This window comes from Baekduia sp. Peel2402, from assembly GCF_052567285.1.
This window is the reverse complement of record NZ_CP199582.1, coordinates 4849034-4870874: the sequence shown is the minus strand read 5'-3', so window position 1 is coordinate 4870874 and position 21841 is coordinate 4849034. Positions and strand designations below refer to the sequence as shown.

Genomic DNA, 21841 nt, shown 5'->3' with positions numbered 1-21841 from the left:
ACAAAAACCCTCAACCGCATGTCCCCAGCGCCCCCACTTCCTCGTCCAGGTACGGCGGCAGCGTGCGCCACGGGTTGGGCAGCACGCCCGACGTCGCGTACAGGTAGCCTGCCGCTGAGTCCGACAGTGCGCTCAGCGCCTGTGCGCGGGTTGCCCCGTACACCAAATGCGCTATGTGGTCGCGGCGCTGGCGCCGCAGCCACTCCGGCGTCTCCCGCATCGCCGCCACGTAGGCCGGGTAGTCGCCCTCGAAGGTCACGATCACGTCGGCCAGGTCGAAGTAGCCAGGCGCCGGCGGGACGCCGGGGTTCAGCACGACCAGCTGCGGCCCGTCGCTGCGGGCGGCCTGGGCCAACGCGCGGTAGTGCGGGAGCAGCTCCGCGCCGGACGCGGCCTCGTCGAAGAAGATCCCGTCCAACCGGTACCAGTCCCGGTAGCGGTCGACGTCGGCGATCACGGCCTGCGTCGGTCGCCATCCGTAGCCCGTCGGGACGTAGCCGAGGACCCGCACCCCGGCGGCCTGCAGCAGGTGCACCGCCGAGATGTAGGTGTGGCTGCGCTGCGCGCCCGGGCCGCTGTCGGGGTTGACGATGACCATCTGCGGCCGGTGCGCCGCGCGCGCCAGCTGCGTCAGCTCATCCGGAGGCATGTAGGCGGGGATCAGCGCCTCGCGGCACGCCGGCCCGCGATCGACGCCGCCCTGGGCGAGCAGGACCACCGCGCCGATCGTCAGACCGATGCACGCTCCGCCGACCGCGATCAGCGCGGGCGCGGGAAGCGCGGCCAGGAGCGCCCTCACGGAATCCACAGCGCGGTCGCCAAGGTCCTCGCCGGCCGGCTCAGCAGCGCGACGACCGCCGGGAGCACGAGCAACGCCACGACCGCGCCTCCGGCGACCAGGCCGGTGCCCGAGAACGGCCGCAGGTCGCCGACGGCGACGATCGCCTCGGCGACCACGCCGGCCGTGACCGCGCCCAGCGCCCAGCGCCCGCGGCCCAGCGTCTCGAGCAGCCCGACGAGCATGCTCGCCAGCGCGATGACCGCGAAGCCCACCAGGACGCCGGCGCCGCGCGCGCTCTGCCCCAGCCACGGCGAGAACCACAGCAGCGGCGCCGACAGCGCCGCGCTGAGCACCAACAACACGCCAAGCGCGCCGAACAGCACCTGAAGCGGTCCGCGCCCGAGGCCGCGCGGCCGCGTCCCGCCCGCCGCGACACCCGACAGCGCCGTCGGGATCGCCATCTCCAGATGGCGCAGGTGGTGGCCCGCCAGCAGCGCGGCGAACGTTGACGGCACGAGCGCCAGCGCCGGCACCGAGCCCTCGGTCCAGCTCACCGTCCGGTCCAACACCAACATCATGCCCAGCCCGACCCCGATCGCGCCGGCGAGCGCGACCGGCTCGGCGCGTCCCAGCGATCGGCGCGCGACCTGGGCCGTGCCGCGCAGAGCCAGCGCGACCGCCGCCAGCGTCGCCGCGGCCGCCAGCGCGACGACCAGCTCGGCCGGGGCGCCTGCGAGCATCGCCGCCGTCGCGGCCAGGATCACCACGAGGTACACCGCCGGCCAGCGCCGGCGGATCAGTACGGTCCCGCCGGTCCACGTCACCGTGAGCAGCCCGGCGAGCAGCCCTGCGCTGCCGAGCACCAGCGCCGGGAGCAGCAGGACGACCGCCGTCCCGATCACGATCAGGCGCCGGTGCCGCGCGAGCTCGGCGATGCCCTGCGGCCGGTCCAGGAAGCGGCTGCCCAGCGCGCGCTGAAGCGCGAGCGTCAAAGGCAGCGCCAGCGCCAGCGCACGCTCGACCGCGGTCAGCCCCACCGCCGTGGCCAGCGGCGCCGCCCAGCAGGCGATCGCCACGACCGCGAGCAGGAACGCCGCGCCGTCGGCCAGCAGACCCTCGTGATCACGATGCCGCGGGAGCCGGCCCGCACTGGGCTGAGGGAGAGCCGGCTCCACGGGCATCGTGGCGCTCGCCGCGGCGAGCGCCGCCTCGGCCGATACCCCAGCCCAGGCCTCGAGCACGACCGCACCTTCAAGCATGTCCTGCGGCGGGCGACCCAGGCGCGCCTCGACGAGCATCCGCGCGTCGGCGAGCTCCATCGGAGCGCCGGTCACGCGCGCGCCCCCACGGCCGCGACCACGTGCTCGACCGCGTGCGCGTCCGGCTCGCCGGCCAGGACGCCGAGCAGCTCGCGGTAGCCGTCGATGCAGGCGTCCTCGTTGAACAGCCGCCCGAGCCGACCGTGGCCGCGGCGCCCCAGCCGCTGGGCCAGCTCCGGGTTGCGCAACAACATCGCGACGGCGGCCGACAGCGCGTAGTCGTCGCCCGGCGCGCACACCATCCCGCACCCGCGCACGACCTCCGGGACGCCGCCGACGCCGGTCGAGACCACCGGCCGCGCCTGGCCCATGGCCTCGAGGATCGCCATCGGCAGCCCCTCGGAGATGCTCGTCATGAGCACCACGTCGCAGTCGCGCACCACGCCGGTCGGGTCCGCGGTCGGCCCCATGAACGTGAAGCGCTCGCCCAGCCCGAGGCGCGCGTGCAGCTCCAGGCAGGATCGGTGGTAGGCCTCCTCCCCGCGCGGGACCGGCCCGTAGTGCAGGAACCGGGCGGACGGCAGGTGGGTGAGCGTCCGGGCGGCGACGCGCAGCATCGTGTGCATGTCCTTGAGCGGGTCGATCCGCCCAACCGAGACGACCGTCTGCGTGCCGGGCGCCGGCGACGGCTCGGCCGGCGGCCGCAGCCCGTTGTAGAGCACGAGGATCTTGTTGGGGTCCAACCCGAGGCCGAGCTCCCAGTAGGCGTTGGCGTCGGTGACCGGCGAGACGACGTCGGCGTTGGCGTAGGCCGTTCGCGCCAGCCCGCGCGCCAGCCGCGTGGCCGCGAAGCGGCTGCCCGGCGAGTCGCCGTTGCGCGCGGCCGCCAGGTAGGCCTCGCGCACGTAGACGCCGTGCTCGGTCAAGACCATCGGCGTCCCGTGCAGGGCCTTGTGCACGACCGCGGGGATCGCCGCCCAGCCCGCGGCGGTCACGTGCAGGACGTCGGACGGCGGCGTCGGCGCCGCGGCGGTCCGCGCGATCCAATAGAGCGTCTGGTAGAGCGTGGCCGCCTCGACGAGGTCGAGCGCCGGCGGCGTCCCGGCCTCCGGGATCCGCTCGTCGAGCACCTCGCCCAAGGCCTCCAAGAACGCCTCCCAGCCGCGCGCTGAGCGGAACGCCCGCCGGACGCTGCCGGGATGCCGGCGGCACCACACCCAGGCGGCGACGACCGCGTCGGTGCTGCCCTCCCAGCCGATCAGGTTGCGCACGAGCATCGCCGGGAGCAGCTCGCCGGAACGGCGGTCGCCGCGCGCGCCGTGGTCGGTCTTGGGGATCTCCTCCGACCAGACCTCCACGGGCCCGATCTCGGTGGCGTGGGACGGCAGCGCGAACGTCGGCGGCCGGCCCTGCGGGGCGACGATCGGCATGACCTGCCAGTCGAACTCCGTGAGGCTGTTGACCAACAGGTCGCACCACGAGCTGACGCCGCCCATCACATAGGGGTAGGTCCCCTCCGTGACCAGCAGGATCCGACGTCGTACGGCAGGCGCGGCGATCGTCCCGCCGTCCACCGACGGCCGCAGGTCGCGCGCCTCGGCGGACCGCAGCTCTTCGCGCAGCTCGGCCTGCGTCGGCCAGGTGGTCGACATCAGCCGGCCCTGCGCCGGTCGGGCCCGAGCTCGGCCAAGGCATTCAACTTGCCTTCGAAGGCCACCATCGAGCGTTCGATCTCCTGGCAGATCTCCATGAGCGCCTCGCGGATCAACAGGCCTTCGACCAGCAGTTGCTCGGCGTCGTCGCTGAGGCTGTCGTGGTCGAGCTCGGCGTTGGTCAGCGACCGCGCGCGCCCGATCAGCCGGCTGACGTCGGCGCGCTGGTGCTGGGCCGCCTTGAGCCGGGCGTTCTCCTCGCGCAGGAGCAGGAGCTCGGCGTAGGCGTCGCCCATGTCGCCGGGCGCCTCCTGCGCCTGTGCCTGATCGGAGCGGCGGCGGAACCGCCGGCGCGGCTCGTCGGACCCGTCGTCGGGCCGGCGGTTGACGACCTCGCCGCTCATCGGCCCACCACCACCCGGAAGGCAACGCGCTTCGGACCGGCCTTCTGGCGTCCGGCGGTCGCGGTGAGCGTCAGCCGGTAGGCGCGCGGGGCCAGCGGCTTGCCCTTGAAGCGCCCGGTGAACCGCAGGACACCGTTGCCCTTGGCTGCCGCGCGGCGGATCGTGCCGACCGTGATCCAGCGCTTGTGGCCCTTGGCACCGACCTGGCGCTGGACGACGAGCTTCACCGTCGCCGCCTTGTTCAGGCGCCACGACACACGCGAGCCGTCCAGGCGCGTGCCGCGCGGCCGGACGCGGTGAGCGAGCGCGAAGCGCCGGGGGCTCATCGTGACCTTGGTCAGCGTCAGCGCGACGGCGGACGACGAGGGCTTCTTGCCGTCCTGGCCTTGGCCGGAGACGGGGCGGCCGCCGCCACCTGCGCCACTGCCGCCGCCGTCGTCCTTCGCCTTGGCGTCCTCCGGTGCCTTGGCGACCGTGGCGGTGCCCGCCGAGGGCGCCTGGCTGACCGAGGCGATCCAGTTGCCGGCCGAGACGACGACGCGCAGCCGCGCGCCGACGTCCACGGCGCCGACGTCATAGGAGGACCCGGTGGCGCCCGCCACGTTCCGGCAGGCGTCGCCTGCGGCGTCGCAGCGCTGCCACTGGTAGGTGTAGGTGATCGGCGCCGTGCCGGTCCAGCGGCCGGTGCTCGCGGTCAGCTTCTCGCCCGCGCGCGGCGTCCCGTCGAGGACGGGCGCAGCCGTGTTGGCCGGCTCGTCGGGCGCGAGGACCACCTCGGCACCCGCCGCGATCGTCTTCCACCCCGAGCGCTGACCGGCGTAGAGGTCGCCGGCGGTCGTGCCGGTGAGCGGCACCTCGACCGCCCCGCTCGACGCGTTCTTGACGTGCAGCTGCCCGTCCTGCAGCCAGGCCGTGACGTCACCGGCGGCCAAGTGCGCCGCCCACGTCTCCTGGCGGGCGAGCGTGTCGGCGACCTGCGCGCTGGTCAGCTGCACGAGCGGGGCCTTGGCGCGGTTGATCGCCGCGTCATAGCGGCCCAGCAGCCCGTCGACGACCGGGTAGAGGACGCCGCCCTGCCCCGGGTCGGTCTCCGGCAACGACGGGATGTAGTCGGCCAGGTTGCTCTGGTGCATGTAGTGCGGCCGCGGATCGTTGCCCATCAAGTGGCGGAACATGATGGTGTTCTCGCTGCGCACGTACTCGTCCCACGTCGCAAGCGTGGTCCGGCAGGTCGTGACGCCCTCGATCGGGACGCAGCCGCCGCCGTTGGCGGGCAGCACGTAGATCCAGTTGTACTCGTCGAGCTGCTGGCCCTGGCGCGAGACGTTGTAGTACACGTTGCTCGGATAACGCGGAACGGCGCGGAAGCTCGCGGGCGGCGTGCCCTCCGTGAACGTGGCGGCCAGGCCCCACTGCGGCCCGGCGACGTTGGCCGGGTCCTGCGGGTAGGTCTTGGACGCGTCGGTGGCGATGAAGCGGACGCCGGCACCCGTCACGCCGGTCAGGTAGTTGGGGTTCTGCGGGTACGGAGCGAGCGCCGCGCCGTTGGCCGCCGGCGGCGTGCCGGCGGTCCCGGTGGCCTGGTCGTCGGTGATCGTCAACACCACCGGGTCGGTCCCGTCGTCGGTGGCGGCCGTGCCGGGCCGCGCGAGCGTGCCGATGAGGCTCCAGGCCCCGGTGCTCGCCGTGCGGCGGTAGAGCTGGTAGCTGATCGCGTGGCAGACCGCGTTGAACGACACGTCGACGGTGTTGCCGGTCGTGCCGGCCGCCCCGACCGCGACGCCGGTGAACGTCGACGCGGTCGACTCGCCCGCCGACGAGCGGGCGCTGAGGGCGTAGTCATAGGTCCCGGTCGGCACGCCGGGCGTGGGCCCGGGCGTCGTCGTCCCGGTCGTCGGCTCGACGTCGTCGATCGACGGCGGGTCGATCGTCCCGGGGTTGCCCGGGCGTGAGTTGGCCAGCCCGGAGTGCTCGCCGGTGACGAGCTCGGTCGGGTCGATCGTCAGGCCGTGCGCGGCCGCCCAGACCTTGTTGTCGTTGATCTGCTTGGCGATGAAGGCGGCCGAGGAGCAATCCAGGTTGGGGTGCTCGTAGGTGTGGTTGATGAACCCGAACGCGCCCTTGTTGGCCTGGATGGCGGTGACCAGCGGGTCGCTGGAGGCGCCAGTCTGGTCCTGCCACAGCGCGCTGCCGCCGCCGTTGAAGGCGAAGTCCAGGCGCACGCCGCGGTCGCTGGACCACTGCACCGCGCGGGCGACGTCGCTCGCGGTCATGCGGCTGGCGGCGGCCGGGTCGTAGTTGGTCGTGTGGGTCGTGGGATCCCAGGCGTCGTCGCCGAGGAAGAGGTCGTCGATCTGCAGTTCGAGGTAATGGCGTTGGAAGCCGAGGAAGACGCCGCGCGTGACCCAGTTGAGCATGCCGTGGCGCAGCAGCTGGACGTGGCTCTGGTTCTCGTTGCCGGCCACCGTCATCACCATCTCCTCGCGCCCGTCGCTCGGGTGCGTGTAGATGCCGAGGTAGGAGCCGCCACCGGGCGCGTCGACGAGCGACTGCCAGGTGGACGGGTCGACGGGCGTTCCCGTGTAGCCGAACGCCTCGCTGGAGGCGAGGTCCGGGTCGTCGTCCGGAATAGGTAACGGGCCCTTGAGGTAGGGGAACGCGGCCTTTCCGGCCGCGGTCAGCGTGCCGGTCTTGCCGTCCTGGCTGGCGCCGCCGGAGGCGACGAGGCCGTGCGCGGGGCTCGGCGCGGTGTAGTCGCTCAGCTGGCGGACGCCGAAGGTCTGCTCGAACTTCGCCAGCGCTGCCCACTCCGGATCGGTCAGCGCTGATAGGTAGGAGGTCGTCCCGCCGGGGTTGGAGACCTGATGGCCGAGGTCGCCCGACGCGAGGATCACCGCGTCGTACTTGGCGTGCTGGACGCCGTAGTCGGCCAGCTTCGCGTCGGTCAGCGTGGCGGTCTTCGTCGCTCCCGTGTAGGCGACGACGGCCTCGAACGGGACGCCCTCGCGCGTGAGCTCGGCCTTCCAGGCAGCGAAGCCGGGCTCGGTGCCGTCGGCGGAGAGCAGGAGCACCTTGGCGTCCAGCCGCTGGGTCGGCGCGGGGCTGTTCGGCGCGGCGGCCAGGACCGCCGCCGTCGGGACGGCGAGGCCGGCCAGCGCCGCAGCGGCGATCAAGACTCGGCGGGCGATCATGCCGACACCGCCAATCGTGTGACGGCGGGCGCGTGGCCGACGTCGGTCAGCGTGGCGCGCAGGGCGGCGCGCCCGCGGTAGTGCAGGCCGTGGACGGCGCGGACGCTGCAGCCGAGCTCGTCGGCGATCTCAGGCGGCGTCAGGCCGACGAGGTGCGTGAGCAGCAAGACGTCTCGCTGGCCTTGCGGCAGCAGGACCAACGCCGCGTGCAGGGCGCTGCGCAGCTCCGCGGCGGCGTCGTCGTCGCGCGTGCGCACGCGCTCCTCGTCCTCGAGCGGCAGCGCGCGGGCTCTGCGAACGTGGTCGATCGCGGCGTTGTGCGCGACGCGCAGCACCCAGACGATGAACGGCGCCTCGCCCGGTCGGTAGCGGTCCAGGCTCGTGAGCAGCCGAGCGAAGACGTGCTGGGTGAGGTCGTCGGCGTCATCGACGTCCTTGACGACGCGCAGCACGTGCGCGTGCACCGCGGGCGCGTGCAACACGTACAGCTCGCCCATGGCCTCCCGGTCCCCGGCGCGCGCGGCGCCTACGACACGGCGCGTGCGCCACTCGTCGCCGGCCCGGCGTCCAGCAGCAGCACGCGATGGCCGCGTGCGGCACGACGTCAACATTCTCATCCCCCCGAATCCGTTCGGTCTTCAGACCACAGTCGCCGGTCCCTGAACCGGCATGAACACTCGATTGGCGACCTTAGGGACCGGGTGCCCGATCGACCCTTGGATCACTGTTAAAAGATCGTTGGGGACCCCGCCAAAAGGCCAGTTTCCCGTTGAGGATTCCTGTGAGGGTCATAGATGGCGCAAAAGTCGTGATCGTGGTGTGTCTCTGCCTGGGTAGCCATCCATCCAGCGTCATAATGAGTGGAGAACGGGTGCCAGGTCAGCGACATGAACAGATGGATCGCAGCACCTCCAGCGACGCGCAGCTTGCCGCCGAGATCTTGGCGTGCTCGCCCTCAGCGGTCGTCGTGCAGGACGCTGACGGCCGCGTCGTCGCGGCCAACCCCGCCGCGACTCAGATGCTCGGCGCCGCGGTGGACCTGCGCACGGGATCGCCGCTCGGCTGCGGCATCCTCGGCTGTCATTCGCCGGGCACGCGGCTCGAGGAGCTCTGCGTCCACAAGCTCGCCCGCGCCCAGGACGCGCCGCTTCCGCCGCTGCGCGTCGACCTGCCGGCCGGGGCCGCGTTCGACGTCGCCTCGGCGACCGTGACGGCGCTGCCGTCTGGCAGCGGGCTGGTCGCCACCGAGCTGCGGCGCGCGACGACCCACCTGGCCCGGGAGCGCCCGGGCTCGTCGGTGTGGACTGGCCAGCCCCAGCTGCGGGTCTTCGTCCTCGGGCGCACCTGCGTGATGAACGGCGACGAGGCGCTCGACGGCCGCTGGGTCAACAACCGCGCGGGCCACATCCTCAAGCTGCTGATCGCCGAGCGCCATCGCAGCGTCTTCTCCGACGAGATCATCGGCTGGCTGTGGCCGCGCGAGTCCTCGCCGGACACGCGCGGGGTGCGCTACTTCGTCCACGAGCTGCGCGACCAGCTCGAGCCGGGCGGCGCGATCGACCCGCCGTCGTCGTTCGTGATCTCGACGCGGGGCGGCTACGCGCTGGATGGGACGCGCGTGTGGATCGACGCGGACGTCTTCGAGCAGCTCGTCTCCGAGGGCAGCGCCTTGGCGGGCGAGGACGACGCGCGCGCACGCGACCTGCTCCGCGAAGCCGTCGTCATGTACCGCGGAGATTTTCTCGCCGATGAGCCGTACGCGGAGTGGGCGCTGGCCGAGCGCGATCGGCTCCACGACCTCGCCTCCGGCGCGCTGCGGACGCTGGCGGAGATCGAGACGCGCGGGGACGACCTGGTCGGCGCCACGTCGACGCTGGTGCGGCTGACCGAGCTCGAGCCGTTCGACATCGACATCCACCGCGAGCTGTTCGCGCTGCTGCTGCGCCGCGGTCGGCGCAGCGAGACGCTGCGCCGCTACGAGACGCTGCGGCGGCGGATGCTCGCCACGTTCGACGAGCGGCTGGACTTCTCGCTGTCGCAGCTCGTCTAGCGCGGCCGCGGCTCACGGGTCGCAGGTACGCGCGCCGCCGCCGTGCTCGGCGGTGAAGACGACCTTGGCGAGCGTGTTGTCACGGAACCGGACCACCCGCGCGCGCCGGGCGGTGAGCAGCGTTCCGTATGTGCCCGCGAGCGATCCTCCGCGGCGGCAGTCCATGACGACGTGGCCGCCCTGGCGGGCGACGCGACAGCCGAGCGGCTGGCCGTCGACCGTCACGCGATCGCCGACGTGGAGGACCGTGGGCTTCGCGGACGCGGCGGGCGCCCCGGCCCCGTCCCGGGGCGCGGCGACCGCCATGCCCGCCGCCCCGGCGAGCGCCGCGACGACGATGGTCAGCAGGCGCTTCATGCCCGCGTTCCGCCGCGGCGCATGGAGCCGGCGAGCAGCCAGGCCGACAACGCCGCCGCGTAGAGCAGGCCGATGGCGAGGCCGATCTGGACGAGGAGCATGTCCCCGACGCCGCCACCCCGACCGCCGGCGCCGCGTCGCTCTCCCCCGGCCAGGCCCGTCGCGCTGCCGAAGCCCTCGCGAAGCGGCGCGACGACGTGGCCCGCGAAGCCATGCCGGACCGTCCCCGCGACCCTTATGACGCTCGCGTCCACGACGCCGACGCCCGCCTTCGCGCTCGCGCCGACGACCCCTGCGCTCTGCCGGACCAGGCACGGGATCAACCGCACGTTGTTGAGGATCACGCCCGGATCGCCACCGGCCGCGCTCCCGGCGCCGCGAACCGCGACGTACGCCGTCCCCGCCAACGCGCTCACGCCCGCGACCGCGATCAGCCGCGGATCGGCCGCAACCGCCGCGGCGCCCGCCGCATGGCCGGCACCGCTCGGCGTGGGCACGGCCCCTTGGGAGACGGCAACCGTCATCGGATCCGGCGCGACGGCCGCGGTCAGCCCACCGCCGGGAGCCGGCGGCGGAGCCAGGACATGCGCAACCGTCTCGGCCGGAGCGCCGCTGCCGCCGCCCGACGGCAGCGCGATCGCATCCGCACCCGGCATTTCGCCAACGACCGGACCTACCGCCCGCGTCGTGACCTCAACCGCACCCGCCGGCGCGTGCGCGACCGAAGCGACGGCCTGCGTCGCACCTTCCGCCGCCCCGCTGGTCACCGGCGCGACGGCCTGCGTCGCACCGTCCGCCACCCTGCCGACCGCCTGCGTCGCGCCACCGACGACCGGCGCAGCGGCCTGCGTCGCACCGTCGACGACCGACGCCGCCGACGGCGCAGCCCCGCCAACCGCCGTCGGCGCATGGGCTACTGACGTCACCGTCTGCGTCGCGCTGTCCGCCGCTTCGCTCACCGCCTGCTTCGCCCCACCGACCGTCGGCGCCACGGCCTGCGTCGCACCGTCCGCCGCGCCACTCACCACCTGCGTCGCGCCACCCACGGCCTGCTTCGCACCGCCCACCGCCTGCGTCGCACCATCCGTCGCCCCACTTACAACCTGCGTCGCGCCACCCACGGCCTCCTTCGCACCACCCACGGCCTGCGTCGCGCTGTCCGCCGCGCCACTCACCGCCTCCGTCGTGCCTTTCACGGCCTGCGTCGCACTGTCGGCGACGTGTGCCGCCGATGGCGTGGGCGTGCTGACCGCCGCGGGCGTGTGCGCCACCGCCTCGGCCACCGGCTGCGCCGCCGCCTTCGCGACCTCCTGCGTGCCCGCCGTCGCGCCGGAGACCGCGTGGTCCACGGTCGCGGTGACCTCGGCGACCTTTGGCGCCGGGGCGCTCGCCACCTCCGTCACCGGCGCGGGTGCCGCCGCGTCGGCCGCAGCGGTCGCCGCCCCCACGGCAGCCTCCGCGGTCGAGCTCGTCTGCTGCACGGCGGTGGTGATGTCGGGCATGGCCATCCTCTCCTGGATGTCGGTTGCTCTGCGTTGCCTTACGTTCAGCGTCACCGATGACGGCTTTGCGCAACCTCAAACTCGTTTGGTACCTAGGTATGAGCCAAGTACCGTCCTCGGCATGCTCGCCGCCGATGCCCTCGTGCCGGCCTTCGCCGTCGGCGAGGGCTACGCGGCCTACCGCGGCCCGGCGATCGACGTCGCCGCCCATCGCCACGCCGCGTTCCAGGTGGCCATCGCCGTCCACGGCGCGGTCGCCGTCGTCGACGCCTCCGGGACATGCCACCGCGACACGGCGCTCGTAGTCGCGCCGATGGCGCGCCACCGGATGCTCGAAGGCACGGACCTGTTGACGTTCTTCATCGACCCGCACTGCGCGTTCGCCGACCGGCTGCGCGAGCGCCATGGCGACGGCGTCACCGCTGCGCCCGAACTGCGCGACCTGACCGAGGCCGAGCTCCGACCGGCGGGGCCGTCGCGCGCGCTCGATCCCCGCATCGTGACGGCGATGGACGCGGTGTCGGCGCCCGGGGCGACGATGCCGGACGTCGCCGCCCGCGTCGGCCTGTCGCCCCAACGCCTGCGCGCCCTGGCCCGCGCGCAGGTCGGCATGCCGCTGCTGCGCTGGCGCGCCTGGGTGCGGTTGCGCGTGGCGGCCGAAGCGCTGCGCGACGGCCGCTCGATCGCCGACGCCGCCATCACCGGCGGGTTCGCCGACCAGGCGCACCTGACCCGCTGGATGCGCGAGATGATGGGGTTGACACCGACCGTCGCACTGCCAGCACTGCGCGGTCAGCCACGCCGCGCGACGTAGACCGAGATCGAGCCGGTGATCGTCGGCACGACCTCGACCTCTCGCACGTCGCAGAACCCCGCCTCCGAGATCAGCCCGGGCAGCACGCCGTCCGCGTTGGGCTGCGTGTTGTCGCGCCCGTCGGCGAGCTGCACGATGCGGAAGGCCAGGCGCATCGCCCGCGTCCGCTGCCACCCGTAGTCGGCGATCACCAGCCGCCCTTCCGGCGCCAGCACCGCGTGCATCGCCGCCAGCACGGCTCGCTTCATCGCCATCGGACACTGGTGCAGCACCAGGCTGGAGACGACCACGTCGGCCGACCCAGCACCGACGATCTCCTCCAGCGCGTCGCCCATGCCCACCCGCCAGTCGAGCGCGACGCCCGCGTCGGCGGCCTTGCGCCGCGCCACGGCCAGGACGTCGGGATCCGGATCGACGCCGACGATCCGCGCCTGCGGCTGCACCCGCGCCAGCAGCAGCGCCAGCGAGCCGGTCCCGCAGCCCACGTCGACGACCGTGCCGCCCGGCGCGGGCGCGACATACCCAACCACCAGCGCCCGCCACAACCGCTCCCGCACCAGCGCAGCGACGGCGTCGTAAAACCGCACCGGCGCGACGCGGCCAAGGGCGGGGGTGAATGCTCGCTCGGTCATGCCGGCAAGGTTCGCCGACCGCGCGCCTGCCGTCTTGAACGAACCGCTCCCCAGAGCCGCACCCGCTTGGCCACATCTGCGCCTAGACCCGTAGGTTGCGCGCATGGTCCAGGACTGGTGGCAGCGCGACATCATCGACCCCGGCAAGCTCTCGCTGCTGCTGTGCTTCGCCGCGTTCGTCATCACCTTCCTGACCACGCGCGGCATCACCCGGGCGATCCGCGCCGGCCGCGGCCCGTTCCACGACAACATCTCCGCGGGCGGGACGCACGTCCACCACGCGGTTCCCGGGATCGTCCTGCTGATCTCCGGCGCCTTCGTCGCGGTCGGCTCGTCCTCTGGGAGCGCGGCCGCGGCGATCGCGGCGATCGCGGTCGGCACCGGCACGTCGCTGGTCCTCGACGAGTTCGCGCTGATCCTGCGCCTTCAGGACGTGTACTGGACCGACGAGGGCCGCGTCTCGGTGGAGATGGTCAGCCTCGCCTTCGGCTGCCTGGGCTTCACGCTCGTCGGCGCCGCGCCCTTCGGCGTCAACGACATGGGCAGTGCCGAGCTGGGTGTGCGCATCGGCGCGCTCGCCGCCGGCGCGGTGACCCTGGCGCTCGTCACCATCTGCGTGCTGAAGGGCAAGTTCCGCTTCGCGCTGTTCGGGATCTTCCTACCGCCCCTGGCCTGGGCCGGCGCGCTGCGCCTGGCTCGCCCGACCTCCCGCTGGGCGACCTGGCGCTACTCCCCGCAACGCCGCGCGCGGGCCGCCGAACGCGCGACGGCCTTCGACGCCCGCTGGGACCCGATCCTCGATCGGCTCAGCGACGCGGTGGCCGGCAAGCCCTCCGGCGAGTGACGGCGAGTCCGCGCTGGACTATGAGGCGGCGACGTGGTCGACGAGCGAGCCGAGGGTCGTCTTAGGGAACACGTGGGTGGCACCCGCCTCGTATGCCTCACGGGTCAGCAACGGGCTGTCGGAGGCGGTGAAGATCACGACTTCGATGTCGGCGTTGCGGTCGCGAATCGCCCGCGTGGCCTCGACGCCACCGACGCGCGGCATGTGCGCGTCCATGACGACGATGTCCGGGACCGTCGAGAGCACCACCTCGATCGCCTCGTCACCGTCGCTCGCCTCGCCGACGATCGAGCAGCCGCGAGCGACGAGGACCTCCCGCAGGAGCTGCCGCAATGGCAGATAGTCGTCAACAATCACCACCCGCACGCATGACGCGCTCATAGAGGCGGCCGCCGTCCGTCGACGAATGCGCGCTTCGATCAATAGACGTCGCGCTCGCGGGTGACGACGGTGCGCCGGCCGGCGGCGCGATCGGCCCAGATGGTCATCCACAGCAGGCTGATCAACAAGCCAACGACGCCGACGACCATGAGGATCACGCCAATGGTGTGGATGCTGAACCCGGAGGCGTGCACCGAGACGGCGAAGCGCAGGATCGCTCCGAACGCGATGAGAAAGATGGATGTGCCAATGCCCATGGGTTGCCTCGATCCGAGATGAACGACAAGAAGTGCTGGCGGCGGATGTACCCATGGGGGCATGCCGACAGGCGCGTCCTGGACGTACGAGCACTCTTGCGAGATAGGACCTGACCTTCCCATCCCCAGGGCGTTGATGTAGGCACTGGGCGACGGCCGCCGGGCCCGCGCGCGCTACGGCTTGCCGTGCCCGGGTGGAGCGGCCTTGGCGTGGCCAGGCGGCATGTCGGAGGGCGCGGCGGCGCCATCGGAGGCCGGAGGCGAGGTCGGCGGCGACGCCGCGGCGGCGTCGGTCTTCTTGGCCTGACCGGGCGGCTTCGCCTCGTCCGTCTTCTTGGCCTGGCCCGGCGGCTCCGCGGCCTCGGTCTTCTTGGCCTGGCCGGGTGGCTGCGCCCCGTCCGCCTTCTTGGCCTGACCGGGCGGCTTCGCGCCGTCCACCTTCTTAGCCTGACCGGGCGGCTTCGCACCGTCCACCTTCTTGGCCTGTCCCGGCGGCGTCTTGGCCTTCGTCTTGTCGGCCCGGGCCGGCCCGCTAGCACCGTGGTCAGGCCTCGCCGAAACCGGCTGCGCGGCGACCGGGACCTCGACCGGAGCGGTGACCGGAACCGCGCCTGCCGGAGGGCGGTGACGACCCGCGGCTCTTGGCGGCTTGGACGAAGCCGCCGAGGACGGCGTGCCCGGGGCCGGACGCTGCCGCGCGGAGCCCGGCGGTGCGGTCGTCCGGGCGGTTGCGAGGACCAGCCGCGAGGGCGACGCGGTCCGCGCCGGCGCCGCGGCCACGGCCACGGCCACGGCGTGCGGCGCCGCCGGGCCTTTGGCGTCGGCGCGACCGGGGTCGGCCAGCTCGTGCTGAACGCCGGTGCCTGCGACGGCGATCACCGCAGCGGTCGCCGCCAGCTTGGTCGCAACCGAGCCGCTGGTGGCCACGACGGTCCCGCCGGCTCCGCCGGCGCCCATGCCCGCCGCGATCCGCGCCAAGAGGCTCAGCGCCGCGGGCGCCGGGAACAGCAGACGGAGCTCGCGCCGTCGCCGACCGACCGCGTCGGCGAACGTCCGGCAGCTCTCGCAGGCACGCAGGTGCGCGCCCACGCGGCGGCCACGACGCACCCGCCCGTCGCCATCGGAGATCGCGCGCTGCACCGCGTCGCACGCCATCGACCGACCGCTCTCGGCCTCGACCAGCGCGCGGCGCGCCTCGTAGATCGTCTGTTTAGCGGCCCCGACCGAGATGCCCAGCGCCTCGGCGATCTCCGCGTGGCCGAGGCCACCCAGCTCGCGCGACAGCAGCGCGACGCGCTGGCGTTCGGGAAGGTCGACCAGATCGGCGCGCAGCGTCGCCAGGCGGTCGCGGAGCTCGACGTCGCTGGCGACGTCGTCGAGCGCAGGCAGATCGAGATCGCTCAGCGGATCGTGCGGGCGGCGCCGGCGGATGATGGTGACGGACTCGTTGTGCGCCACGCGGAACAGCCACGGCCGCAGCGGGACGTCCCGCCGAGCAGCGTCAGGCCTCGTCCAGATCGCGGTCCAGGTGCCTTGGGCGGCGTCCTGCGCGTCCTGCTCGTCGCGCAGCAGCGACCGGCAGTACCGGACCACGTCGCGGTGGTGATCGCTGTAGAGCTGCGTGAACGCCGACCCGTCCCCGGCGCCGAATCGTCGCCACAGCTCCTCCGCGTCCGGGATCCTCACGCAGTCGTGATCCCTTGAGGAGCCGGTCGGCAAACAAGGAAGCGGGCGTCGCGCACACGACACCTAACAACGCGCTCGGCCGACGAAGGTCAGGTGCGACTTCCACGTCGCGTCCGCCCGTCGAAATCTTTGCTGTCCGCCCCGCACGACGGGTACTGCCGGGCCGCACCGTTTTGGTGCCACCACCACCCCACCCAAGAGGTCCCACATGATCATCCTCGGCTTGATTCTCCTGTTGCTCGGCTTCGCGCTCGGCATCGGCATCCTCTGGACCATCGGCGTCGTGCTCATCATCATCGGCGCGGTGCTCTGGGTCCTCGGCGCAACGGACCGCGCCGTAGCCGGTCGCCGCCACTATTGGTGACCCCCCGCCGGCGTCAGTGGTGAAACGACGCGTGCCGCGGGTGGCGCGAGGGCGCCCCGCCGTGCTCGACGGCCAGCGCGGTCTTGTGGCCGAGGTCTTCGAGCAGCAGGTCGGCGAGATCGGGCGAGAAGCCGTTGCGCACGACGATCCGCAGCACGTCGAGGTGCTCGATCGCCGGCGGCATCGGATAGGCGGGCACGATCCACCCGCGCACGCGCAGCGCCTCGGAGATGTCGTACACGTCGAAGTCGGCCGTCCTGGAGCGCGAAGGCGACGACCGGCAGCTCGCTGCCGTCGGAGATCAGCCGATAGGGCTCCAGGCCGGCGATCTGCTCGGCCAGCCGGAGCGCGGTGTCGCGTGAGGCTTGTTGTACACGTCGATAGCCCTCGTGGCCGAGGCGGACCAGGTTGTAGTACTGCGCGGCGACCTGGGCGCCGCCGCGCGAGAAGTTCAGCGCGAAGGTCGGCATCGAGCCACCGAGGTAGTCGACGTCGAAGATCAGGTCCTCGGGCAACGCCGCCTTGTCGCGCCACACCGCCCAGCCCACGCCCGGGTAGACCAACCCGTACTTGTGGCCCGAGGCGTTGATCGACTGCACGCGCGGCAGGCGGAAGTCCCAGACCACATCGGGGTCGAGGAATGGCGCGATGAAGCCGCCGCTGGCGGCGTCGACGTGCATCGGGACGTCGGGGCCGCCGCCAGCCGCCAGCGCGTCGAGCGCCGCGGCGATCCCGGCCACCGGCTCGTAGGTGCCGTCGAAGGTCGAGCCGAGGATCGCGACGACGCCGATCGTGTTCTCGTCGCAGTGCGCGACGGCGCCCTCGGGGGTCAGGTGGGTCGCCGCCTCGCTGACGTCGACCAGCCGCGGCTCGACGTCCCAGTAGCGGCAGAACTTCTCCCAGCAGACCTGGACGTTGGCGCCCATCACGAGGTTCGGCTTGTCGGTGGACTTGCCCGCCGCGCGGCGGCGCTCGCGCCAGCGCCACTTCAGCGCCAGGCCGCCGAGCATGCACGCCTCGCTGGAGCCGGTCGTCGAGCAGCCCGTCGCCTGACCGTCGGCCTCTTCGGCGCCCCACAGCGCGGCGAGCATCGACACGCAGCGCCGCTCGAGCTCCGCGGTCTGCGGGTACTCGTCCTTGTCGATCATGTTCTTGTCCAGGCACTCGTCGATGAGCACGCGCGCCTGCGGCTCCATCCACGTCGTCACGAACGTGGCGAGGTTCAATCGCGCCTGACCGTCCAGCAGCAGCTCGTCGTGGACGAGCTGGTAGGCCGCCTCGTGTGAGAGCTCTGCGTCGGGCAGCCGGTGCTTGGGGACCGACGACGGCTCGCCCAGCGGCGCGAGCTGCGGCCGGATGGCGAGCTGGTCGTCGGCGTCGAACGAGGCGTGGTGCAGGGGCATGGCGCTTCTCCTGGCTTGGGGTGCCACGCAGTGTGCTCCGCCACAGCGCGCACATCCAGCCAGGGCGACCAGCACGATCCGCGCTACCGGACCTGCACCGTCGCCGTCTTGCGGGTGGCCTTGCCGCCCTTGGGCGTGAAGGTGGCGGCGAGCGTGGCGCGACCGGCGAGCCTGGCGCCGCGCTTAGACGTGAGGCGGACCTTGACCGATCCTGCGCCGCGCACCGTGGCGGTGCCGCTGGCGAGCGTGCGCGACCCGCGCTTGAGCGTGATCGTCAGCCGGCCGGCTCCCGGGGTGGTGGCCTTCAGCGACAGGCCGCGACGCAAGCTGATGGCCTTCAACGACGACGGCAGCGTGATCTTGAAGGTCTTGGTCGTGGTGCTGTCCGGGCCGCCGGGCTTCTGCGGCGTCCCGGTCGACCCGCCCGGCGTGGTGATCGTGCCGCCACCGCCACCGCCGCCGGGCGGTGTGGTCCCGCCACCGCCGCCGGGCGCGGGCGCCGGCGCGGTCGTCGTCGCCTCAGAGAACGAGGGCATCCGCGCGGTGCTCGACACCGTCCGCGAGCCGGCGAGCACGCAGTTCGAGTCGGCGTCGAACTGGTACGGGTCGGCCTGGGCGACGTGGACGCCGGCGGCGTCGTCCCACGCGACCGACTTCCCGTCCCGGCTCAGCGCGCCGTAGGCGAAGCCGGCGCCGATCGGCAGCGCACAACCAGAGGTGACGTCACCGTAGGGCGGCAGGTCGTTCTCATAGGCGAACAGCCCGAGCTGCTGGGTGCCGTCGGCCAGGCGCATGCGGACCAGCACGCGGGTGCCGTCGGCCGAGATCTCGGCGAACGTCAGCTTCATGCCCGGCGTGTTGGGCGTCAGCATGACCTTGGAGGCGCCGGTCCAGTAGATGTTGCCCTCGGGCCGGGCGACGACCGGCTTCTCCCGGAACCAGGTCAGGTCGGTGTAGTCGATCGAGGTCTGCGCGTCAGCTAGACCCGGGCTGTTGGGGTTGGTGCGGCCGTGGCGCGGCTGGTTGGGATCGCCGAAGGACAGGAACGTGTAGCCGAGGATCGCGGTGGCGCCGTCGGGCTGCATCCGCGCGCTGGTCGGCGGCGAGGTCGTCTGGTCGCCGGGCGTGCGCGGCATCCGGTGGCGCTGGGGCGTGCCGGTGCCGTAGGTCCAGTAGACGATCTCCTGCTGGCCGGTCTCAGCGTTGGCCTGGAAGGCGGCGAGGCTGCCCTGCTCGTCGGCGGTCGGCAGGACGTAGGGCCGGGCGGGCGTGCCGTCGGTGGAGAGCGCGTGGCGGGCGCTGCCGTCGAGGTTCTCGACGTAGACGTTGTTCTGGTCGATGTAGGTGATCTCGGCGGCGCCGGCAAAAGCGGCAGCCGAGCCGAGCGCGGCGGACACCAGGACCGTCGCGGCGACGATGGGGAGCGGGGTGCGGAACATGCCGACGATGCTGGACGGCGGCCTCCCCGACGGCATCGGGGACCTCCCCAACGGCCGGACCTAGCCGCTGGTCTCGGACGCCAGCAGCCGCGCCAGCTCGGTCCGCGAGCGAATCCCGAGCTTGCGGTAGACCTGCGACAGGTGGTGCTCGACGGTCTTGCGCGTGACGAACAGCTGCGTCGCCACCTCCGGGTTCGTCCGGCCCTCGGCGACCAGGAGCGCCACGCGCAGCTCGTGCGGTGTCAGCTCGTCCCACGCCTCAGCCTCCGGCGTCGCCGTCGTGCCCTGGCCGCCCGCCCGCAGCTCGTCCTGGGCGCGGGCCGCCCACGGCGCGGCGCCGGCCGCCTCGAACGCGCTGAGCGCGGCGGTCAGCGGCGCGCGCGAGTCGCGTCGCCGTCGCGAGCGGCGCCACCGCTCGCCGAGCGCCAGCCGCGACCGCGCCGCCTCGAACCGCGCGCCGCAGCCCTCGAAGGTCGCGATCGAGGCCTCCAGGAGCTCGTCGCCCTCGTCGCCGTCGGCCAGCAGCGCCAGCGACCGCTGCCGCGCGCCCCGCGCCCAGCCGGTCCCGCAGCCGTGCTCCAGCCGCGGCAGGTGCTCGCGCGCCTCGTCGGCGCGACCGGTGCGGGCCAGCGCCTCGATCAGGTCGGCCGCCCACTGCACGGTGTTGGGCTCGACCAGGCCGACGCGGTCGGCCAGTCGCGCGCACGCCTCCAGGGGCGGGACCGCCGCTTCGGGGCGCCCGAGCGTGAGCTCCAGACGGCCGAGCGCCGCGCGACCCCACAGCCCCATCGCGTCGCCGCCGATCGCGTCGCAGATCCCGATCGTGGCGGCGGCGTGCTCGCGGCAGGCGTCTTCCAGCCCGAGCGTCGCCTCGACCTCGCAGAGCATCGCGGTCGCAAAGCCGACCAGCCCGTACTGACGCGTCTCGAACGCGAGCCGGACGGACTCCTCGCCGTCAGCGTGCGCCGGACGCAGCCGGCCGCGGCGGAGGTTGAGCTGCGCGCGAGCGGCCAGCGGGTAGACGAGCGCGGTCACGGCCGAACGGCGGCGCGCGCGGTCGATCAGCGTCGACAGGATCCGCTCGGCGCGGTCAAAGCGCTCCAGCCAGATCGAGGCGTGCGCGGGCGAGCCGAGCACCTCGAGGCCGAAGCGGACCGCGAGCGGGTCGAGCAGGACGTCCTCGTGGCGGGCGATCATCGCGTCGGCCTCGGCGCCGTCGCCGCGGTTGACCAAGGCGATGGCCTCGGTCAGCTCGCCGAGCGCGGCCAGCGGCGGGTCGACCTTGGCCGCCAGCACGCGGGTCCGGCGGGCGAGGCGGACCATCGCCGCGTAGTCGCCGACGACGCGGTGGCGCAGGTTGGCGTCCAGCAGCATCTGGGCCGCGCGCGCGGGGTCGGCGGCGGCCACGCGCTCGGCCTCCTCGACGAGGATCCGGGCGCCGCCGTCGAGGTCGCCGGTGCGCATCGTGATCGATCCGCGGACGTGCTGAAGCGCCGCGTAGGTCACCGGATCGCGCGGCGCCGCGGCGGTCAGCTCTCGCTCAGCGATCGTCAACGCTCGCTGGGGCTGATCGGCGACCGCCAGCAGCCGCGCGGCGGACAGCGTGCGCCGCGCCCGGGCGTCTGGGTCCTCAGGCGGCGTCAGCTCGGCGGCGCGCGCGAACGCGTCGGCGCCCTCGACCAGCGCGCCGCGCCCCCAGGCATCCTCGGCCGCGGCCTCCAGCGCGATGGCCGCGGTCTCGTCCGGCCCGGTCGCGGCGGCCGCCAGGTGCCAGGCCCGCCGGTTGAAGTCGCGGTCGCCGAGCTGGCTCGCGAGGACGCGGTGGACCGCCACGCGGTCGGCGGACGCGGCGCGGTGGTAGGCGACGCTGCGCAGCAGCGGATGGCGGAAGCGCACGAGCCCGGCCTCGTCGCGCAGGACGTCGGCGCGCTGGGCGCCATCGAGCGCGCGGCGGTCGATGCCGAGCGCGTCGAGCGCGGCGTGGAGGCGGTCGAGCGTGAGGCGCTCCTCGGCGGCGGGGATCAGCAGCGCGCGCCGGGTGTCGTCGTCCAGCGCGTCGAGCTGGGCGAGGTAGACGCGCTCGATCGCGCCGCCGGGGCGGATCGGGGCCGGGATCGCCGCGGCGCCAGCGCGTTCCTCGGGCGTCAGCGAGCGGGCCAGCTCAACGAGCGCCAGCGGGTTGCCGTCGGCGGCCGCGACGACCGCGCGGCGCGCTTCGGGCGCGACGTCCTGCTCGATCAGGGTGTCGGCGACCTCGTCCGTCAGGCCCTCCAGCTCCAGGACCTCGACGCCACGCGCGAACAGGCCGCGGTCGGGCTCCGGGCGGGCCGCGAAGAGCACCGCGACGCGCTCGGAGTCCAGGCGCCGGGCGGCGAAGAACAGCGCGTCCAGCGACACGCCGTCCAGCCACTGGACGTCGTCGACCAGGACCAGGAGCGGGCCCTCGGCGGCCAGCGCCTCCAGGAGGCGCAGCAGCTCGATCGCGGCGGCCAAGGGCTGGCGGGGCGCACGGTCGCCGTCGCCATCCCCGATGCCGCCCAGGATCGCGGTGGGCGCGTCGACCGGCGCGAGCAGCTCGGCCAGGCCCGCGAACGGCAGCTCGCGCTCGGCCTCCACCGCGCGGGCCCGCAGCACGCGCAGGCCGCGCTCGGCGGCGTGGTCCTGCGCCGCCCGCACGAGCGTCGACTTGCCGATGCCCGCGTCGCCGAGCAGCAGCAGCGCGCCGCCGTCGCCGTTGCCCGCCCCATCGAGGAGCTGCTCGATCCGCCGCAGCTCGCCATCGCGCCCCTGAAGCCCGTCCACCGATGGAGATGGTATTTCAAGGC

General features: G+C 73.6%; 18 protein-coding genes and 1 pseudogene. 4 read left to right on the top strand and 15 right to left on the bottom strand.

Going from position 1 to position 21841, the window contains the following annotated elements; all coding sequences use genetic code 11:
• Nucleotides 1–10: 10 nt before the first annotated feature.
• The 6 genes from ACT01A_RS23795 to ACT01A_RS23770 are packed head-to-tail and all read right to left on the bottom strand — an operon-like array spanning nucleotide 11 to nucleotide 7784.
• Complete coding sequence (locus ACT01A_RS23795; protein ID WP_445149592.1) at nucleotides 11–799, bottom strand: spherulation-specific family 4 protein; 789 nt, start codon at nucleotides 797–799, stop codon at nucleotides 11–13.
• Entirely contained in the window at nucleotides 796–2115 is a 1320-nt protein-coding gene (locus ACT01A_RS23790) for a hypothetical protein (RefSeq protein ID WP_445149591.1), read from the bottom strand. The genes ACT01A_RS23795 and ACT01A_RS23790 overlap by 4 nt, the downstream gene beginning before the upstream one ends.
• Entirely contained in the window at nucleotides 2112–3692 is a 1581-nt protein-coding gene (locus tag ACT01A_RS23785) for a DUF3492 domain-containing protein (RefSeq protein WP_445149590.1), read from the bottom strand. The genes ACT01A_RS23790 and ACT01A_RS23785 overlap by 4 nt, the downstream gene beginning before the upstream one ends.
• The gene (locus ACT01A_RS23780) at nucleotides 3692–4096 is read right to left on the bottom strand and encodes a hypothetical protein (protein WP_445149589.1); all 405 of its coding nucleotides are present in this window, start codon (nucleotides 4094–4096) and stop codon (nucleotides 3692–3694) included. Before ACT01A_RS23780 ends, ACT01A_RS23785 begins: the two co-directional genes overlap by 1 nt.
• The gene (locus ACT01A_RS23775) at nucleotides 4093–7287 is read right to left on the bottom strand and encodes an Agd3-related carbohydrate-binding protein (RefSeq protein ID WP_445149588.1); all 3195 of its coding nucleotides are present in this window, start codon (nucleotides 7285–7287) and stop codon (nucleotides 4093–4095) included. The genes ACT01A_RS23780 and ACT01A_RS23775 overlap by 4 nt, the downstream gene beginning before the upstream one ends.
• Nucleotides 7284–7784, bottom strand: coding sequence for a sigma-70 family RNA polymerase sigma factor (locus ACT01A_RS23770; protein ID WP_445149587.1), 501 nt, complete (start codon nucleotides 7782–7784; stop codon nucleotides 7284–7286). The genes ACT01A_RS23775 and ACT01A_RS23770 overlap by 4 nt, the downstream gene beginning before the upstream one ends.
• A 398-nt stretch (nucleotides 7785–8182) precedes the next feature.
• Here ACT01A_RS23770 and ACT01A_RS23765 point away from each other — a divergent pair, with 398 nt between their 5' ends.
• Nucleotides 8183–9337: a BTAD domain-containing putative transcriptional regulator gene (locus tag ACT01A_RS23765; RefSeq protein ID WP_445149586.1), complete on the top strand. Its 1155-nt coding sequence runs from the start codon at nucleotides 8183–8185 to the stop codon at nucleotides 9335–9337.
• Between the two features lie 12 nt (nucleotides 9338–9349).
• On the opposite strand, the gene ACT01A_RS23760 is transcribed toward ACT01A_RS23765, so the two are convergent.
• Nucleotides 9350–9694 carry a hypothetical protein gene (locus ACT01A_RS23760; RefSeq protein WP_445149585.1) on the bottom strand — a complete coding sequence of 115 codons (345 nt, stop codon included), beginning with the start codon at nucleotides 9692–9694 and terminating at the stop codon, nucleotides 9350–9352.
• Entirely contained in the window at nucleotides 9691–11196 is a 1506-nt protein-coding gene (locus ACT01A_RS23755) for a hypothetical protein (RefSeq protein ID WP_445149584.1), read from the bottom strand. Before ACT01A_RS23755 ends, ACT01A_RS23760 begins: the two co-directional genes overlap by 4 nt.
• 121 nt (nucleotides 11197–11317) lie before the next feature.
• Between ACT01A_RS23755 and ACT01A_RS23750 the strand changes: the two genes are divergently transcribed.
• The gene (locus ACT01A_RS23750; protein WP_445149583.1) at nucleotides 11318–12010 is read left to right on the top strand and encodes a helix-turn-helix domain-containing protein; all 693 of its coding nucleotides are present in this window, start codon (nucleotides 11318–11320) and stop codon (nucleotides 12008–12010) included.
• Here the strand turns inward: ACT01A_RS23750 and ACT01A_RS23745 are convergent.
• Entirely contained in the window at nucleotides 11989–12642 is a 654-nt protein-coding gene (locus tag ACT01A_RS23745; RefSeq protein WP_445149582.1) for a class I SAM-dependent methyltransferase, read from the bottom strand. The genes ACT01A_RS23750 and ACT01A_RS23745 overlap by 22 nt on opposite strands.
• A 103-nt stretch (nucleotides 12643–12745) precedes the next feature.
• Here ACT01A_RS23745 and ACT01A_RS23740 point away from each other — a divergent pair, with 103 nt between their 5' ends.
• A complete protein-coding gene (locus ACT01A_RS23740; protein ID WP_445149581.1) occupies nucleotides 12746–13486 on the top strand; it encodes a hypothetical protein in 741 nt (246 codons plus the stop codon).
• Between the two features lie 18 nt (nucleotides 13487–13504).
• On the opposite strand, the gene ACT01A_RS23735 is transcribed toward ACT01A_RS23740, so the two are convergent.
• From ACT01A_RS23735 to ACT01A_RS23725, 3 genes are all read right to left on the bottom strand, one after another.
• Nucleotides 13505–13909, bottom strand: coding sequence for a response regulator transcription factor (locus ACT01A_RS23735; RefSeq protein ID WP_445149580.1), 405 nt, complete (start codon nucleotides 13907–13909; stop codon nucleotides 13505–13507).
• Nucleotides 13906–14124 carry a DUF6458 family protein gene (locus ACT01A_RS23730; RefSeq protein ID WP_445149579.1) on the bottom strand — a complete coding sequence of 73 codons (219 nt, stop codon included), beginning with the start codon at nucleotides 14122–14124 and terminating at the stop codon, nucleotides 13906–13908. Before ACT01A_RS23730 ends, ACT01A_RS23735 begins: the two co-directional genes overlap by 4 nt.
• A gap of 174 nt (nucleotides 14125–14298) precedes the next feature.
• A complete protein-coding gene (locus ACT01A_RS23725; protein WP_445149578.1) occupies nucleotides 14299–15810 on the bottom strand; it encodes a sigma-70 family RNA polymerase sigma factor in 1512 nt (503 codons plus the stop codon).
• Nucleotides 15811–16018: 208 nt separating this feature from the next.
• Here ACT01A_RS23725 and ACT01A_RS23720 point away from each other — a divergent pair, with 208 nt between their 5' ends.
• Nucleotides 16019–16174, top strand: coding sequence for a hypothetical protein (locus ACT01A_RS23720; protein ID WP_445149577.1), 156 nt, complete (start codon nucleotides 16019–16021; stop codon nucleotides 16172–16174).
• Nucleotides 16175–16187: 13 nt separating this feature from the next.
• Here ACT01A_RS23720 and ACT01A_RS23715 read toward each other — a convergent pair.
• From ACT01A_RS23715 to ACT01A_RS23705, 3 genes and pseudogenes are all read right to left on the bottom strand, one after another.
• Nucleotides 16188–17577, bottom strand: a pseudogene (locus ACT01A_RS23715) (glutamate decarboxylase).
• A gap of 83 nt (nucleotides 17578–17660) precedes the next feature.
• On the bottom strand, nucleotides 17661–19016 hold the full coding sequence (locus ACT01A_RS23710; protein ID WP_445149576.1) for a hypothetical protein: 1356 nt from the start codon (nucleotides 19014–19016) through the stop codon (nucleotides 17661–17663).
• 60 nt (nucleotides 19017–19076) lie between these two features.
• The gene (locus ACT01A_RS23705; protein WP_445149575.1) at nucleotides 19077–21818 is read right to left on the bottom strand and encodes an AAA family ATPase; all 2742 of its coding nucleotides are present in this window, start codon (nucleotides 21816–21818) and stop codon (nucleotides 19077–19079) included.
• Between the last annotated feature and the right edge of the window lie 23 nt (nucleotides 21819–21841).

Excerpts from the sequence above, each read along its gene's own strand:
- ACT01A_RS23785 (WP_445149590.1), bottom strand. The coding sequence starts at position 3,692 with ATGTCGACCACCTGGCCGACGCAGGCCGAGCTGCGCGAAGAGCTGCGG.
- ACT01A_RS23780 (WP_445149589.1), bottom strand. The coding sequence starts at position 4,096 with ATGAGCGGCGAGGTCGTCAACCGCCGGCCCGACGACGGGTCCGACGAG.
- ACT01A_RS23775 (WP_445149588.1), bottom strand. The coding sequence starts at position 7,287 with ATGATCGCCCGCCGAGTCTTGATCGCCGCTGCGGCGCTGGCCGGCCTC.
- ACT01A_RS23770 (WP_445149587.1), bottom strand. The coding sequence starts at position 7,784 with ATGGGCGAGCTGTACGTGTTGCACGCGCCCGCGGTGCACGCGCACGTG.
- ACT01A_RS23765 (WP_445149586.1), top strand. The coding sequence starts at position 8,183 with ATGGATCGCAGCACCTCCAGCGACGCGCAGCTTGCCGCCGAGATCTTG.
- ACT01A_RS23760 (WP_445149585.1), bottom strand. The coding sequence starts at position 9,694 with ATGAAGCGCCTGCTGACCATCGTCGTCGCGGCGCTCGCCGGGGCGGCG.
- ACT01A_RS23755 (WP_445149584.1), bottom strand. The coding sequence starts at position 11,196 with ATGCCCGACATCACCACCGCCGTGCAGCAGACGAGCTCGACCGCGGAG.
- ACT01A_RS23750 (WP_445149583.1), top strand. The coding sequence starts at position 11,318 with ATGCTCGCCGCCGATGCCCTCGTGCCGGCCTTCGCCGTCGGCGAGGGC.
- ACT01A_RS23745 (WP_445149582.1), bottom strand. The coding sequence starts at position 12,642 with ATGACCGAGCGAGCATTCACCCCCGCCCTTGGCCGCGTCGCGCCGGTG.
- ACT01A_RS23740 (WP_445149581.1), top strand. The coding sequence starts at position 12,746 with ATGGTCCAGGACTGGTGGCAGCGCGACATCATCGACCCCGGCAAGCTC.
- ACT01A_RS23730 (WP_445149579.1), bottom strand. The coding sequence starts at position 14,124 with ATGGGCATTGGCACATCCATCTTTCTCATCGCGTTCGGAGCGATCCTG.
- ACT01A_RS23720 (WP_445149577.1), top strand. The coding sequence starts at position 16,019 with ATGATCATCCTCGGCTTGATTCTCCTGTTGCTCGGCTTCGCGCTCGGC.
- ACT01A_RS23710 (WP_445149576.1), bottom strand. The coding sequence starts at position 19,016 with ATGTTCCGCACCCCGCTCCCCATCGTCGCCGCGACGGTCCTGGTGTCC.